The following is a 15,091-nucleotide window of genomic DNA, read 5'->3' on the forward strand; positions in this document are numbered from 1 at the left end:
GATGTCTCCTTTCACGCGAGGTACACGCATCAACGGTCAGTTCTCGGCGAGGACGATGACCCGGTCATCGGCCGCCAGGGTGAGGGGTGCGGACTTGTCGGGGTTGAGGACGACGCCGTAGGAGGGCGGCCGGTGGTACTGCTCGCGGAGGCGGTAGCCGAGGGCGGTGTGGCCTCGGCGGCGGGCGGCCTCGATGACGGTGGCGAAGTTCGCCGTCTTGTCGGGCAGCTGGTAGTCGGCGACGGGCTTGAGGTGGATCTCCGAGCCGGAGGGGTCCAACAGCGCCGCGAAGACCTCGCGCAGATGGTGGTTCTCGGTGAGCTGGGTCAGCAGCAGGCTGATGAGCTTGGCGCTGACGACGAAGTCATCGGCCTTGGTGACCTGGGCGATCTCGCGATTCGCGTCGTCGTTGATCTCGCTCACGATGGAGAAGGGATCACCAAGGCGTTCTTCGATGTCGCGCAGGTGCAACAGCGTGACGAGAGTGCGGGCGTCGGCGTGCTGCGGGTCGTACGCGTCGTCGGACAAGACGATGACGTGCTGGTACGTGCCGACGTCCAGCCGCTCCAGGGCGCTGCGGTCGGTGGGGTCGCACCGGGTGAACCCGACGGTCAGGTTCGACGGCGCGGGCAACCCGTCGCGGGGGTCGACGTGCGGCGCGGCGACGTCCAGGATCGAGCCGGGATGGGCGAACCCGTCCAGCAGGCCGATGATCTTCGGGGCGCGGTTGTTCCAGCCGACCAGCAGGGTCCGTGCCGGGACCGGGGGTTCGGCCGTCGTCGTGGTGATGACCTCCTCGACGATCTCCGGGGAGGTCTTGGCGTAACGCACCATCAGGTCGTCCTCGGCCACGACGATCACTTCGTCACCGGCGTCGATGACGGTGTCCATCGGCGGGTTCACCGTCACGACGCCGTCGCCGCGGCGCAGCCCGATCGGGATGCCGAGCTCGTAGGCGTCCAGCGCCTTCCCGTAGCTGGTGCCGATCATCGACGGCTCGGCGCGCAGGTACAGCTCGTTCCCGGCGAAGTCGAGCAGGTCGGTGCAGACCGTGGACAGGCCGGACTGGCGGTGGGCCTGCACGATCAGGCGGACCGCGATGTCATCCGCGTCGATGACCTCCGCGCCCGGCCCGCCGGCGAGCCGGGCGGCCGGAAGGTTGGCCGAGTCGGTCACCGCCGCCACCACGGGCGGACGGTTCGCGGCCCAGCGCCGGGCCCCCAGGGACAGCAGCACCTTGATCACATGGGTGTCGGCGTCCTGGGCCGGCGGCGAGATCACCATGATCGACCGGGCGGTTCCCGGGCTCACCAGTTCGACGTCGGCGGGCTTGAGCGGATTGCCCTTGCGGCACACCACACGCGTGTTGGCCGTGTCGCCGACCCGGTCACGGATCGCCTCTTCCATGTCGACCTTGTCGCGGTCGGCGAGGATCGCCACGCAGGATCGCCGTTCGCTGCGGTTGGCCTTCACCAGTTCGGACACGACCGTGAACACCTGGTCGGACCAGCCCAGGAGCACCGTGTGGTTGCGCTCGATGATCCGGGAGTGGCCTTTGCGCAGGTCCGTGATCTTGGCTTCAAGCCCGGTCGTGAGCACACCGATCAGGGCGCTGACGAGGAAGATCCCGCCGACCGTGACGGCCAGCATCAGCCCCAGGAACACGGCACTGCCGCTGTCGCCGCCCATGGTGCCCGGGTCGAGGGTCCGCAGCAGGCTGCGCCACACCACCCCGGGCCAGTGCCCGTTCTCGGCGGCGTCCTTCGGCGCCAGCAGAGCGGCCAACGAGGCGATGACCAGGATCAACACCGCCGATGCCAGGCCCAGCCAGCCGATCAGCGCCGGAGTCCCCTTCGACATGGTGTTGTCGAAGGCGTATCGTGCCCGCTCCCGCCACCGGACCTGCGTCACGCGTGCGTCTCCTCGTGTGGTCGCCTCGTTCGGGGCGTTCCGCTTCGCCGTCGAACCAGACATGCTTATTGTACGGTTGCACAAGTATTCAAGCATCTGTCGCGACCGTCGCACACGCATCCGGCGCGATGGACCGGACGAGATCCGGGCTCAGGCGCCGTGGGCCTCCGCGACGTCTTGCCGCCGGAGTGACGTGGTCCTGTGCCACCGGGCCTTGGCGGCACTGATGAGGACGCAGTAGAGCACCAGGACCAGGAGCAGCAACAGGATGCTGGTCCCGGGCAGGGCGGCCATCCCCAGGACGGGCGCGAGCGGCGAGTACGGAAGCGCGGCGGCGATCGCCGTGAGCGCGAGCGTGCCCAGCAGGACGGGCAGCGCGGCGTGGTCGCGGAGCGACGGCAGCCGGGGACCGCGCAGCAGGTGGACCGCGACGGCCTGGGTGAGCAGGTTCTCGACGAACCAGCCGGTGTGGAACAGCGCCTGGGCGACCGGCGCGGGATGGCTGCCGGTGCTGTGCAGCAGGATCATGAAGGCGGTGAGGTCGGCGAGCGTGTTCATCGGCCCCAGCAGCAGGACGAATCGGGTGAGCCGGGCCGGTTCGAAGGTGCGCGGGCGCCTCAGCGTTCGCGGGTCCACGTGGTCGAAGGCGAGCGGGAGCAGGCACAGGTCGAAACAGAGGTTCTGCACCAGGATCTGCATCGGCAACATGGGCAGGAACGGCAGCATGACGCTGGCCGCCAGCATCGACAGGACGTTGCCGAAGTTGGAGGAGATGGTGATCTCCAGATACTTGGCGATGTTGCCGAAGGTACGCCGGCCGTCGGTCACGGCCTCGGCCACGGCGTCCAGGTCACCGTGCAACAGCACGACGTCGGCGGATTCGCGGGCGATGCCGACGGCGCTCTCGACCGTTATCCCGACGTCCGCGTCGCGCAGTGCCATCGCGTCGTTGACACCGTCGCCGAGGAATCCCACCGTGTGACCGTCCGCCCGCAGCGCGCGGACGATGCGGGCCTTCTGCTCCGGGTCGACACGCGCGAACACGGTGGCCCGCTCGGCGAGTTCGCGCAGTTCGGCGTCGCCTGAGGCGGTGATGTCCTCGCCGAGCACGATGCGGCCGGGATCGATGCCGGCGTCGCGGCAGATCCGCGCCGCGACCAGCGGGTGGTCCCCGGTGAGGACCTTCACGGCGACGCCGCGCTCGGCCAGCGCCGCGATGGCCGCCGCCGCGGAGGAACGGGGGTGGTCGCGGAAACCGACGAACCCCACGAGCGTCAGGTCCTGCTCATCCGCGGGGCGGTAACCACCGATCCGTATCGGCTGGTCGGCCACGGCGACCGCGAGCACCCGGACGCCGTCGGCGGCGTGCCGGTCGGTGAGCGCACGCAGCCGGTCGCGGTCCGCCTCGGTCAGCGGCACGTCCCCGTGCCGGGTCCGCAACCGGGTACAGCAGTCCAGGACCTGCTCGACGGCGCCCTTGGTGATCAGCGTCTCGGTGCCCAGCCCGGTCCGTACGACGACGCTGCCGCGCCGGCGGACGGGATCGAAGGGGATCACGCCGCCCCCGGAGCAGCCGTCGAGGGGGACGCCCTCGTGCTCGGCGTGGGTCAGCAGCGCCTCGTCCAGCTCGTTGACGAGCATCGCCCCATCGTCCTGCGCGGCCCACATGCTGTTGAGGGCCGCCCAGCGCAGCACCTCGGGATCCGGATGACCCTCGGGGTCGAAGTGGCAGTCGACCGCGATCCGGTCGCGGGTCAGCGTGCCGGTCTTGTCCACGCACAGCACGTCGACCGCGCCGAGGTTGTGCAGGGCCGGCAGCCGCTTGATGATCACCTTCCGGCGAGCGCTCACCTTGGCGCCCCGGGCCAGCGCCGTGCTGACCATCACCGGCAGCATCTCCGGCGTCAGGCCGACCGCGACGGAGATCGCGAACCACAGCGCCGCGGACCGCAGACCGTGCACGGCCGCGTTCACCACGAACACCAGCGGCACGCACACGAGCATCAAGCCGATCAGCGCGCGCGACACGCCCTTCACCCCGCGGTCGAAGGCGGTCTCGGCGCGCCGGGCCGGCAGCCGGGCGTGCATCGCGCCGAAGTAGGTCGATGCCCCGGTCGCGACCACGACGGCGGTCCCGGTGCCGGTCGCGACCGTGCTGCCCATGAAGCACAGCCAGGGGCAGTCGAAGGTGCCCAGATCACCTTCCCCTCCGGAGCCCGGCACGGCCGCCTCATCAGGGGCGGCGCGCTTGGCGACCGGCAGGGACTCGCCGGTCAGCACGGCCTGGTCCAGCGACAGGCCCACCGACCGCAGCAGCCGCAGGTCCGCCGGGACCATGTCGCCGGGCGCCAGGTTGACGACGTCGCCGGGGACGAGTTCGTCGATCGGGGTCTCTCGCGCCAGCGGCGACGCCTGCGCCCGGGCGCGGCGGACGACGGTGACCGTCGTACTCACCATCGCCCGCAAGGTGGCCGCGACCTGGTCGAAGCCGTGTTCTTGGCGAACCTGCAACCAGCAGCTGACCAGCACCATCACGCTGATCACCATCGCCGCGCCGAACGCGCCCAGGGCGGCGGACACGCCGCCGAGCGCGAGCAGGATCAGCACGAACGGATTCGTCGCCGCACGCAGCAACCGCGCGCCCCGGCCCGGTGCGCCGGAGCCGGCGATGACGTTCTCGCCATGGCGTACCAGACGGGTTTGGGCCTGCTCCTCGGTCAGGCCTCGCGGCCCGGTCTCCAGCCGCCGCAGCACCTGCAGCATCGGCATCGACGCGTACTCCGCCAGCCGGCCACGCACCTGTGGCAGGCGGGAGCGGTCCGCCCCGTCCGGCGCGGGTACGGCAGCGGCGCTGAACGGGTCAGGCGCCCACGCCACGGTGGCGCCTCGAGCCCGTGGACGAGTCACGCATCCGGTCGACCATCTGCCGCACGATCGTCACGATGTGCGGATCGTCGACCAGGTACACCTGGTGACGCCCCTCCCGGCGTGACCGGACCAGCCCGGCGAGCTTCAACTTCGCCAGATGATGACTGACCGTCGGGACGGTGCCGCCCACCTGCGCGGCGATGGTGCCGACATCGCGGTCGCCGTGCGCGAGCACCCACACGATGTGCAGCCGCATGGTCGAGGACAGCAACCCGAACGTGGCCGCCATGTCCTGAAGCAGCTCAGGTGGCAGGGACGCCGGTGCGCCGACGCTGGTGTCCGCCACCGCTACCTCCACACGTTGTCGCGGGCCGGGAGAGCGGGTGGCTCCGCGCCCCACGCGAACAGTTGTCGCGCCGTACAAGTATCGAATCCTAGCCCTGCGTGCCGCCCACCGTACCGACGGCGGATGCCGGCAAGCCGCCCCGCATACGTCATCTGGATCACACACTCGAATAGTTGCCAACTTGTACAAGTGGCACAACAAACTGGCATACGCTGTGCCGCGTCCCGACGGAGCGGGTGATCCGACAGGAGATCGCATGCGAGCACATCAGCGACCCGGCAGGTCGAACGCCGGCTCTGTGGCGGGCCTGTGGCGGGCGCTGGGGCTGACGGTCGCCTCGGCACTGGTGTGGGGCATCGCGCACATCTGGGCGGGCCGCCGGGCGGCCGGGTTCCTGCTGATGGGCCTGTTCGCCGCCCTGTCCGGGGCGCTGGCCGTGCTGGGACTGGGCTTCCAGGAGGAGTTGAAGCGGATCGCCGTCCAGCGGACGTGGCTGAACGTGATCACGATCGGCATCGTGCTGCTCGCGGTCTTCTGGGGGGGCGTGGTGTTGCGCTCGTATCTCATCCTCCGCCCGGCCGGGCTTCCCGCGGCGATCCGGGTGACCGCGGGGACGCTGGTCACCGTGCTCGTCGTGATGCTGTGCACACCGCTGGTGTACGCCGCCAACGCCACGTACGTGCTGCGGGACACGCTCGGATCGATCTTCCATGGAGACGGCAACGGACCGAAGATCAACACCGCCGACCCATGGAAGGACAAACCCCGGCTGAACGTGCTGCTCCTGGGCGGGGACGGCGGCGCGGACCGCAGCGGCGTCCGCCCCGACAGCATGACGGTCGCCAGCATCGACACCCACAACGGCAACACGGTGCTGTTCAGCCTGCCGCGCAGCCTGCAGAAGTTCCCGATGCCCGCGCGACTGCGCACCCGCTGGCCGGCGGGGTACACCGGCTACCCCGGCGACCAGGGGCTGTTGAACGAGCTGTACCAGGCCGCCGAGACGCACCCGGAACTGGAGCCCGGACAGCCCAAGGGGCAGCGGGGCCCGCATCTGACCGAAGAGGTCATCGGCAACCTCCTCGGCCTGAAGATCGACTACTACATCCTCGTCAACCTCGACGGTTTCAAGGACATCGTCGACGCGATGGGCGGGGTCGTCGTCAACGTCACCAAGCGGCTTCCGATCGGCGGCGACGATGATCCGCATCACCTGCGCCCGGCGACGGGCTACCTGGAGCCGGGGAGGCAGAGGCTGAACGGGGAGAAGGCCCTGTGGTTCGGCCGGTCCCGGCACGCCGACGATGACTTTCACCGGATGGATCGGCAGAAGTGCCTGCTCAAGGACATCGCCGAGCAGGCCAACCCACAGAAGATCCTCACCCGCTTCGAGAAACTCGCCGAGGCCGCGAAGGGCACCGTCGACACGAACATTCCGGCCGAGTTGCTTCCCGCCCTGGTCACGCTGTCCGGTTCGATCAAAAAGGGATCCAGCCTGCACAGCATCCCGTTCAACCCCTACAAACTGACCGGGTTCCACGTCTACGAGCCCGAGATCCAGGTCATGCGCCAGGTGACGCGTGCGGGGATCGCCGACAGCGAGAAGCCTCCGACACCGAAACCGACGACGACCGGCGGCAAGAAGAAGACCGCGTCGGGCACCGGCGGATCATCCGCGGGCGGCTCGACGTCGCTCAAGGACATCTGCGGATGAGGAGCCCGGTCGGCACACCGTCTCAGGTGGCCTCCGCGTCGTAGGGCGGGCGCTCGCCGTACGCGAGAAGGGGCTCGTCATCGCGGGGATGGCGATCGTCATCGAGAGCGTCGAGCAGATGCTTGCGCACGAACCGGCGCGGATGAAGATCGGCGAGATCGAGGTCGGCGTACTCCGGGCCGAGCCCCGTCTTGATCTCGCTTGTGGCGTCGTAGGCCAGCTCACGCAGCCGGCGCAGCGTCTCCGCCGCCTGACGGGCGACGTGCGGCAACCGGTCAGGACCGAAGATGACCAGCGCCAGCAACAGGAGCAGCGCGAGTTTTTCCAACCCGATGTCGAACACGGTCGGGACCCACCCGCCTTCCTCTACGGTGCGCGGACGGCTCAAGCTCCCGCGTCGGACCGGCGCCCGCCCACCAACAGTTGTAGACTTGCACAAGTGTAGGAGAGACTTCGTTTCCACGGCGACCTGAGGTCCCTCACCCCGGCGCCCGCACACGTCCGTGAAGTTCGCATGAGCGCATGAGCAGGCAACGTAACGCCCGTACGACCATCATGTTTTGGTCTTTCAACGTCGTACTCGTTGCCTTCGACTTTCTCGATCGGACATGGATGGCAGTGCACCGCCTGTGACAGGCGACCAAACTCACAGCTGGTGTTCGGGGGAGCAATGGTGGGTGAGAACGGGAGCGGGCGTGAAACGTCGGCCGGACGACCACGGCGGCGACACCGGACGCGGGCGGCCGCCGGACATCGCCGCGAGCCGGCCGCGCCACGCCGGGGCGGCCGCGGAGCGCTCATCGGCTACGCGCTGACCGGCGCGGCCTCCACGCTGGTGCTCCTGGCCGGCGCGATCGGCTCTCTGCTCCTCAGCGACCTGCGCGACCTCGGATCCTCACACGCCATCCAGGGCCCGAGATCGACGGGCAGCGCGGCCAACATCCTGCTCATCGGGCTGGACAGCCGCAAAGACCAGAACGGCAACGACCTTCCCGCGGCGATCCTCAAACAGCTGCACGCCGGAAGCAGACGCGGCGTCGACAACGGGGTCGGCGGATACAACACCAACACCCTCATCCTCGTGCACGTGCCCGGCGACGGCAGCAGGGCCACCGCGTTCTCCATCCCCCGCGACGACTACGTCAGCTACGCCGACGCGCTCGGACCGCAACGGCGCGGCAAGATCAAGGAGGCGTACGGGCTGACCAAGTACTACGAAGAGATCACCCTGTCCAAGCAGGGCGTGCACGGCAGCGCGCTGGAGCACCAGGGCCGCGAGGCGGCGCGCAGAGCCACCATCGCGACGGTCCGCAACCTCACCGGCGTACCGATCGACCACTTCGCCGAGATCAATCTCGCCGGTTTCTATGACCTGGCCACCGCGCTCGGCGGCGTCGACGTCTGCCTGAACCATCCGGTGAAGGACTCCTACTCCGGCGCGAACTTCCCGGCCGGCCGTCAGCACCTGAACGGCTCCCAGGCGCTGGCCTTCGTACGCCAGCGCCACGGCCTGACCAACGGCGACCTGGATCGCACCCACCGCCAGCAGGCGTTCCTGTCCTCCGTGACCCACGAGCTACGCACCCAGGGCGCCTTCACCGACCTGAGCAAGATGCGGAGCCTCCTGAACGTCGCCCGGAAGGACGTCGTGCTCGACGCCGGCTGGGACGTCCTCGGCTTCGCACGACAGGCCCGCAGCCTGACCGGCGGGAACGTCGAGTTCCACACCCTGCCGATCGAACGCTACGCACTCGTCCACGGCCAGTCCGTCAACGTCATCGACCCGGTCAGGATCAAGGCGATCACTCAGGCCGCGTTCGCTCCCCACGGGCACGCCGGGGGCACCTCCCCCAGCCCCGAAACCTCCACCCCGCCACCGACGGTCGATGTGCTCAACGGCGGAGCGACCGCCGGTCTGGCGACCCGCGTCGCCGGCCGCCTCGCCGCCCTCGGCTACGCGAAGGGCGACGTCGGCAACGCCAGGACACGCGCCCACACCATCGTCCGCTACGGCAACGGCGCCAAGGCCTCGGCCGGCAAGATCGCCGATGTCCTCGGTGCGACCGCCCGTCCGGGCCCGAGCGTTCCTCCCGGCCACGTCCGGGTCGACCTCGGCGAGAACGCCACGATGCCCGACATCTCGTCGAGTCACGGTCGTCCGAAGAGCGTCCGGGCGGCCCCCATCCCCACTGATGGAGCCCAGGGCGGCGCCGTCGCCGGGGGCGGCATACCGTGCGTTGACTGACCGCCCCCGCTCCTCGGCCTGACCGGGCGGTGTCCCTTTCTTTCGGTGTGCGCGGCGGACCGGCTCCGCCGGATACCTGCCCTGGTACGAGCGACCGCGGTCGGAGGCGGTTCTCCGATCGGCCTCGCCCTGGAGCACCGGACGGCCGCGACGGACTCCGCGCCGGTGCTGGGGCCAGGCGCACCGGATGTGAGTCCTCGCTCGTGTGAGCCGCCACGATCAGCGCACCGATGGTGAGCGCACCGACGCTCGCCGAGTGCACCATGAGCGCGATGACGACCACGACAGAGGCGGTGAGGGCCAGGGTCGCACCCTCGATCGCCCGGTGCGCGGTCAGCGCCACGGCCGTCCCCACGCCGCCGAACAACGCCGTGTCGACCGTCTGTCTCCGGCGGCGGTGGCGGCCCGGCGCGGGCCGGCCCGCCGCCCGGACCGTGTCCGCCTCGCAGCCGCAGCCCCTGCGTGAAGCAGGTGATCACGGCGAAGCCGACCGCGGCGGCGATGCCAATCGCCCACCAGGGCAGACCCGTCTCCGGCAGAAGGTCGATCATCGCGATCACCAGCATCGTCGCCGATGCGATCGGCGGCCACACGATCACGCGGGTGGAGTCGCGCCGGGCCGGCCACGCCCCCCGCGAGGCTGGACACCGACACCAGCCCGGCCGCGATCCAGGCCCCGTGGTCGGGACCCCGGCCGTGCTCGACGGCGTTCATCGCCCCGATTCCCTGCGGCAGATACACCTCGTGGAACCGTCGGGCCCTCCTACTTCATGTAGTGACCATGACCTCGGGGATGGCTCTCCTGAAGCCCCCCAGTGAGCGTGATGTCACCCGCCGCCGCAGGCCCGAACGGCCCGGAGCGACGACCGCGAAGTCCTAAAATCCGTAGGAGACACGGCAGCCTGTGGGGCGGTCCGGCCGGAACGGGGGGTACCGATGGCGATCGCGGGCCCGTTGGAACGCGCGATCATGGAGGCGCTCTGGGACGTCGGCGAACCCCTGCTCGTCCGCGCCCTGATGGAACGGGTCAACGCCAAGGCGGACAGGCCGTCGGCCTACACCACCGTGCAGACCGTCGCCGACCGGCTGGTCCACAAGGGATTCCTCGTCCGGACCCTGGACCGCAACGCCTACCGTTACGCACCGACGCGGAGCCGTGAGGAACACGTCGCCGAGGTCATGGTCGAGGCGCTGGCCGGGGTGGACGATCGAGGACCGGCCCTGGCGCGGTTCGCCGAGACCATCGACCCGCGGGACGCCCACCGGCTGCTGCTCGAACTGGCGCAACGCTCGCGCCCGCCATCGGCGGGAGGTGACGAACGATGATCTCCATGGCCGCACTGGCGACGATCGTTGTCCTGCTCGGAGGCGCGGCCGGCCCCGTGCCGGCGCGCAGCCGCCGGCCGCTCCGGCTGCCGGGCGCGGCGATCGCGGCCTGGCTCGGCGTACTGGCCGGAACGCTCGCCGCGCTGACCGGGCTCGTGGCCACCGCACTGTTCGGCCGACCCGGTCTGGGCCATCACGTGATCGAGTGGCTGCCGCACTACCTGAAGCACCACGAACACCCGAGCGGCGGCACGACCTCCCTGGTGAGCGTCCTCCCGCCGGCCGCGGCGATCGCCTTCACCCTGGTCGCGACCAGGCGCTGCCGCCGCACCGTCGCGCGACGCCGGCGTCACCGCGAGGCGCTCGGCCTCGTGACCGGCCCGTCCCACGATCTCCCCGACGTCCGCCTCATGTCCGTCGTGTACTGCCTGCCCGAGCGTGAACGGCAGATCGTGATGAGCGGCGGCGCGCTCCGCCGGCTCAACGCGGCCCAACTGCGGGCCGTCCTCAGCCACGAACGCACCCACCTCGGCAGGCGCCATCACCTGATCCCCACTCTCGTCGACGCCGCGGGCACGGCCCTCGCCTGGCTGCCCAGCTTCCGCCCGGCGCGCGACCACCTGCCGCCACTGACCGAGATGGTCGCCGACGACGAAGCGGCCCGACGCACCGGTCCGGACGTCGTCGCCGCCCTGCGGAAACGCGCCCTGTCGCCGTACCCGGCCGGGGGACTCGCCCGGCCCGGCCGACCGGTCCGTACTCGCGCGGCGCCTGGCCCGTCTCGAAGGCGGCATGACGCAGCAGGGAGCGCATGTCCGCCTGCTGAGCCGAATGGCGATCGCGCTCTCGATCATCGTCCCGGTGGTGGTCCGTGCCGCCTGGGCCGACGCGATCCCGCTCTTTTGCCGAGCGAGGTTCGCACCGAGGGCTCCTATACCGTGTAGGAGACCCACCGAGCGCGGCGGCACCGGCCACTGATGCCCGCCGCGGACGCCCGACCTCACGCTCGGCCGCCGCCCGCCCGTGACACCGCCCCTCCCGTGGAGACATCGACATGACCAGCCATGATCCGCACGGCACCTCCCACGCTCACGATGAGCAGGACAACGCCGGCGGCGGACACGCCGGGCACTCCCACGGCGTGAGCGCGGACGCCGACCAGCGGTGGCTGGCGGGCGCTCTCACGCTGATCGTCGCCTACATGGCGGGTGAGGTGGTCGTCGGCCTGATCGCGCACTCCCTGGCACTGCTCTCCGACGCGGCGCACATGCTCACCGACGCCGCCTCGATCGTGCTGGCCCTCGTCGCGATGCGGCTCGCCGCCAGACCCGCACGCGGGAACTACACGTACGGGCTGAAGCGCACCGAGATCCTCTCCGCCCAGGCCAACGGGCTCAGCCTGTTGCTCTTGTCGGTATGGCTGGCCTACGAGGCGGTCCGGCGCCTGGTCGAGCCGCCAGAGGTCACCGGCGGACTCGTGCTGGCGACCGCTCTGGTCGGTATCGTGATCAACGTCGGCGCCGCGTGGATGATCTCGCGTGCGAACCGCACCAGCCTCAACGTCGACGGTGCCTTCCAGCACATCCTCACCGACCTGTACGCGTTCATCGCCACGGCCGTCGCCGGCCTGGCCATGGTGTTCACCGGATTCGCCCGCGCCGACGCGATCGCCTCCCTCGTCGTCGTCGCCCTCATGCTCAAGGCCGGCTACGGACTCGTCCGCGAATCCGGGCGGATCTTCCTCGAGGCCGCTCCCGCCGGACTCGCACCCGAGGCGATCGGCCGAGCCCTGGCCGCCCGCCCGTACGTAGCCGAGATCCACGACCTGCACATCTGGCAGATCACCTCCGGCCTGCCGGCCGCCTCCGCCCACGTCTTGGTCGCCGACGGCGAGGACTGCCACGCCGTACGCGCCGATCTGGAGGCCGTCCTCGCCGAGGCCTACCAGATCACCCACACGACGCTCCAGGTCGACCACGCGCCGGCGGCGGGCGGCATCGAACCAGAGCACTGCGAGGACTCCCACGGGCCGATCCACCGTCCCGCCGGCCAGGGGGATCGAGTCAGAAACGGCGGGTGAACGGCCGCGCCGCGCGCATTCGGATGAGCAGGAGGAGCGGCACCACGACGTACGGCAGGTTGAACACGAGGAACTTCACCGGGTTGCCGGTGCGCGTGGCCGGGTCGCCGAAGAACTCGACGCCGAACACGACGATCCCGGTCAGTGTGACGATCATCGTGGCGTACACCACCGCCGGCAGCTGGATCCAGTTTCTCCCGGTCACCAGGGCGTACACGAGCACCACGTAGAACGGCATGTACACGAACGCCGACAGCCCGGTGACGATCCGCATCCAGTCCGGCGGGTGCATGAACAGCGGGTCGGCGTCGTGGGCGTACCAGTAGTTGGAGTCGACGAAGAAGTTGCCGGTCGGCCGCGAGAAGTTCACGCCCACGGTCGGGAGCAGGTCGCTGATCAGCGACGTCACCGTGAAGGCCGAGAACAGCACCGCGAAGAAGACGTCGATCTTTCGATCCCGCAGCGGCAGCGACACGCTCATGACGCCGATCTTAGGCGTGCCAAGATCTCGCCCTCATCCGCGTCCCCGGCCCGTCACTGGCCCACGCGGCCGTCGAGGCACTCGCGCAGCAGGTCCGCGTGGCCGCAGTGCCGGGCGTACTCCTCGATCCGGTGCACCAGCAGCTCGCGGACGGCGATGGCGTCCCTGCCCACACGCTCGCTCAGGTCCGGATGCTCGGCCAGCACGGCGTCGGTGGCCGCCTGCTCACGGGCCAGGTCGGCATGGGCGGCGTCGACGACCGCCTGCTCGGCGACCGCGCCGTCGAAGTCGGCGTCGCGCGCACCGTACAGCCTCGGTGGAGGGTCGCCGGGCAGGATCCAGCCGCGCCAGTCCCGCTCCACCTCGGCGAGGTGCCGGAGCAGGCCGAGCAGGGACATCGTCGACGGCGGCACCGACCGCCGGGCCAGCTGTTCCGGGTCGAGGCCCTCGCATTTCATCAGCAGGGTCAGCCGATAGTTCGTCAGGTAGTCCCGCAGCGTCGCCGGCTCGCCGTCCGGACTCGCCCCGGCGTTGTCGCGGGGATCCTCATCCGGGTCCACCCACATGTCCGGGTAGATGTTCGCCTGACTCCACCGCCCAGGTTGGTCGCTCACTCTGGCCATGGTGGTCCTCGGGTCCCCGGATCGCCAGCGAATTCTCCCGGCAGCGGCCCGGCGGTGAGGTCGCTTTCAGGGCTTGCGGGCGATGGCTCCGTACATGGCGATGTCCGCGTCGTTGACACGCCCGATGTGGGTCGAGTCGGGGTGCCACTTGTGGATCTGCACCACGCCGGGATCCTCGAGTTCGAGGCCCTCGAAGAACCTCTCCGCCTGTGCCAGGCTGCGCCAGCGAAGGGCCTCGCCGTGCGCGTGGTAGATCTCCTGGACCCTTCCCAGCACTTCAGGGGCGAAGTCGTCGGTGGCGATGGCGGCCGCGAAGTAGCTGCCCGGCGGCAGGATGTCCACCATCCTCCGCACCACCCGATACGCCTCCTCGTCGTCCTCGAGGAAGTGCACCATGGCGATCAGCGTCAGGCCGATCGGCCGAGTCAGGTCGAGGGTGTCCAGGAGTTCGGGCGCGGAGATGATTTTCTCCGGCTCACGCATATCCGCCTGGATGTACGCGGTCCTGCCCTCGCGGGTGCTGTTCATCAACGCGCGGGCGTGGACGAGAACGATGGGATCGTTGTCGACGTAGACCACCCGCGATTCGGGCGCGATCTCCTGGGCCACCTCGTGGAAGTTGGGCGAGGTGGGTATGCCGGTGCCGATGTCGAGGAACTGGCGAATGCCCTTTTCCGCGGCCAGGTAACGGACCACGCGATGCATGAAGCTGCGGTTGGCCTGCATGTGAATCCGCAGTGCCGGCCATACTTGCAGCGTGGCGTCACCCGCGGCGCGATCGGCGGCGTAGTTGTCCTTACCACCGAGGATGTAGTCGTAGATACGCGCGCCGTGCGCCACATCCGTACGCAGATTGTCCGAGGGTCTGGCCATGAGCCGGTCGTCTGAGGCGCCGTCTGGTGGACCGCCGTCAGCAGCCTTACTCACAGCCGTTTTCCTCTCGCCTACTGGCGTAAACCCGTCTGTAAAGCATAGGCCAATTCGGACGCCAGGAGTATCAGAGATCCCAACTTTCCCACACAGATCAGACGGGGAGGCACCAGCCGGGCGTCCACAGGCGGGCGCCGTCACGGCGGTCGAGGCGGCGGAGGAACGACAGCACGCCCCCGGTGCCGGTTCCCCAGGTGAACGCCGCCGTGTCCAGGTCGTTGCCGGGGAAGAGCGGTGCGGCCGGTGGTCCGCCGGCCCGGGTGAGCATCAGGCCCGCGATCTCCTCGGCGCCCTGCCAGTACGCGGGGTCGCCCGTCGCCATCGCGGCGTCGATGAGCGCCTCGCCGATTCCGGCGAGCCCGCAGCACTGCGAGGTGACCCACGCTCGCGGCGCGAGCGCGAGGCAGGCGCGGACGCCCCGCTCGGCCAGGGCCAGGTACCGCTCGTCGTCGTAGGCGCGCGCGGCGTGGAGGAGGGCGCTCGCGATGCCGGACATGCCCTGGCACCAGGACGCGCCCATCGGGCGGGCGGCGGGGCCGTTCAGGTCGGCGACCAGCGCCTCGGCCG

At 70.1% G+C, this 15,091-nt stretch carries 13 protein-coding genes; 5 read left to right on the forward strand and 8 right to left on the reverse strand.

The genetic code is table 11. The annotated features are described in order from the left end of the window. Positions 1-36: 36 nt before the first annotated feature. The 3 genes from ACFFNX_RS09285 to ACFFNX_RS09295 form a co-directional block, all read right to left on the reverse strand. Positions 37-1,911: a CASTOR/POLLUX-related putative ion channel gene (locus ACFFNX_RS09285; protein WP_378198080.1), complete on the reverse strand. Its 1,875-nt coding sequence runs from the start codon at positions 1,909-1,911 to the stop codon at positions 37-39. Between the two features lie 150 nt (positions 1,912-2,061). Continuing rightward, positions 2,062-4,788 carry a magnesium-translocating P-type ATPase gene (gene mgtA, locus ACFFNX_RS09290; RefSeq protein ID WP_378198082.1) on the reverse strand — a complete coding sequence of 909 codons (2,727 nt, stop codon included), beginning with the start codon at positions 4,786-4,788 and terminating at the stop codon, positions 2,062-2,064. Further along, positions 4,772-5,125 carry an ArsR/SmtB family transcription factor gene (locus tag ACFFNX_RS09295; RefSeq protein WP_378198084.1) on the reverse strand — a complete coding sequence of 118 codons (354 nt, stop codon included), beginning with the start codon at positions 5,123-5,125 and terminating at the stop codon, positions 4,772-4,774. Before ACFFNX_RS09295 ends, mgtA begins: the two co-directional genes overlap by 17 nt. 256 nt (positions 5,126-5,381) lie before the next feature. Here ACFFNX_RS09295 and ACFFNX_RS09300 point away from each other — a divergent pair, with 256 nt between their 5' ends. Continuing rightward, complete coding sequence (locus ACFFNX_RS09300; RefSeq protein ID WP_378198086.1) at positions 5,382-6,839, forward strand: LCP family protein; 1,458 nt, start codon at positions 5,382-5,384, stop codon at positions 6,837-6,839. Positions 6,840-6,861: 22 nt separating this feature from the next. Here the strand turns inward: ACFFNX_RS09300 and ACFFNX_RS09305 are convergent, their stop codons facing one another. Then, positions 6,862-7,182 (reverse strand): sec-independent translocase, encoded by a 321-nt coding sequence (locus ACFFNX_RS09305; protein WP_378198088.1) that lies wholly within the window; start codon positions 7,180-7,182, stop codon positions 6,862-6,864. Between the two features lie 330 nt (positions 7,183-7,512). Between ACFFNX_RS09305 and ACFFNX_RS09310 the strand changes: the two genes are divergently transcribed. The 4 genes from ACFFNX_RS09310 (at position 7,513) to ACFFNX_RS09325 (ending at position 12,490) form a co-directional block, all read left to right on the forward strand. Then, a complete protein-coding gene (locus ACFFNX_RS09310; RefSeq protein ID WP_378198090.1) occupies positions 7,513-9,084 on the forward strand; it encodes an LCP family protein in 1,572 nt (523 codons plus the stop codon). A gap of 936 nt (positions 9,085-10,020) precedes the next feature. Continuing rightward, positions 10,021-10,410: a BlaI/MecI/CopY family transcriptional regulator gene (locus ACFFNX_RS09315; protein WP_378198092.1), complete on the forward strand. Its 390-nt coding sequence runs from the start codon at positions 10,021-10,023 to the stop codon at positions 10,408-10,410. Continuing rightward, the gene (locus ACFFNX_RS09320) at positions 10,407-11,354 is read left to right on the forward strand and encodes a M56 family metallopeptidase (RefSeq protein WP_378198094.1); all 948 of its coding nucleotides are present in this window, start codon (positions 10,407-10,409) and stop codon (positions 11,352-11,354) included. Before ACFFNX_RS09315 ends, ACFFNX_RS09320 begins: the two co-directional genes overlap by 4 nt. Positions 11,355-11,464: 110 nt before the next feature. Next, on the forward strand, positions 11,465-12,490 hold the full coding sequence (locus tag ACFFNX_RS09325; RefSeq protein WP_378198096.1) for a cation diffusion facilitator family transporter: 1,026 nt from the start codon (positions 11,465-11,467) through the stop codon (positions 12,488-12,490). Here ACFFNX_RS09325 and ACFFNX_RS09330 read toward each other — a convergent pair. The 4 genes from ACFFNX_RS09330 to ACFFNX_RS09345 form a co-directional block, all read right to left on the reverse strand. Continuing rightward, the gene (locus tag ACFFNX_RS09330; RefSeq protein ID WP_378198098.1) at positions 12,474-12,971 is read right to left on the reverse strand and encodes an EXPERA domain-containing protein; all 498 of its coding nucleotides are present in this window, start codon (positions 12,969-12,971) and stop codon (positions 12,474-12,476) included. The two genes, ACFFNX_RS09325 and ACFFNX_RS09330, sit on opposite strands and share 17 nt — an antisense overlap. A gap of 53 nt (positions 12,972-13,024) precedes the next feature. After that, positions 13,025-13,585, reverse strand: a complete 561-nt coding sequence (locus tag ACFFNX_RS09335; protein WP_378198100.1) for a DinB family protein — start codon at positions 13,583-13,585, stop codon at positions 13,025-13,027. Between the two features lie 75 nt (positions 13,586-13,660). After that, positions 13,661-14,467, reverse strand: a complete 807-nt coding sequence (locus tag ACFFNX_RS09340) for an SAM-dependent methyltransferase (RefSeq protein WP_378198102.1) — start codon at positions 14,465-14,467, stop codon at positions 13,661-13,663. Positions 14,468-14,618: 151 nt separating this feature from the next. Further along, a partial coding sequence (locus tag ACFFNX_RS09345) for a lanthionine synthetase LanC family protein (protein ID WP_378198104.1) occupies positions 14,619-15,091 on the reverse strand: 473 nt, incomplete at its 5' end.

This window comes from Actinoallomurus acaciae (assembly GCF_042429965.1).
In the GTDB taxonomy this organism is placed as follows: Bacteria; Actinomycetota; Actinomycetes; order Streptosporangiales; family Streptosporangiaceae; genus Actinoallomurus; species Actinoallomurus acaciae.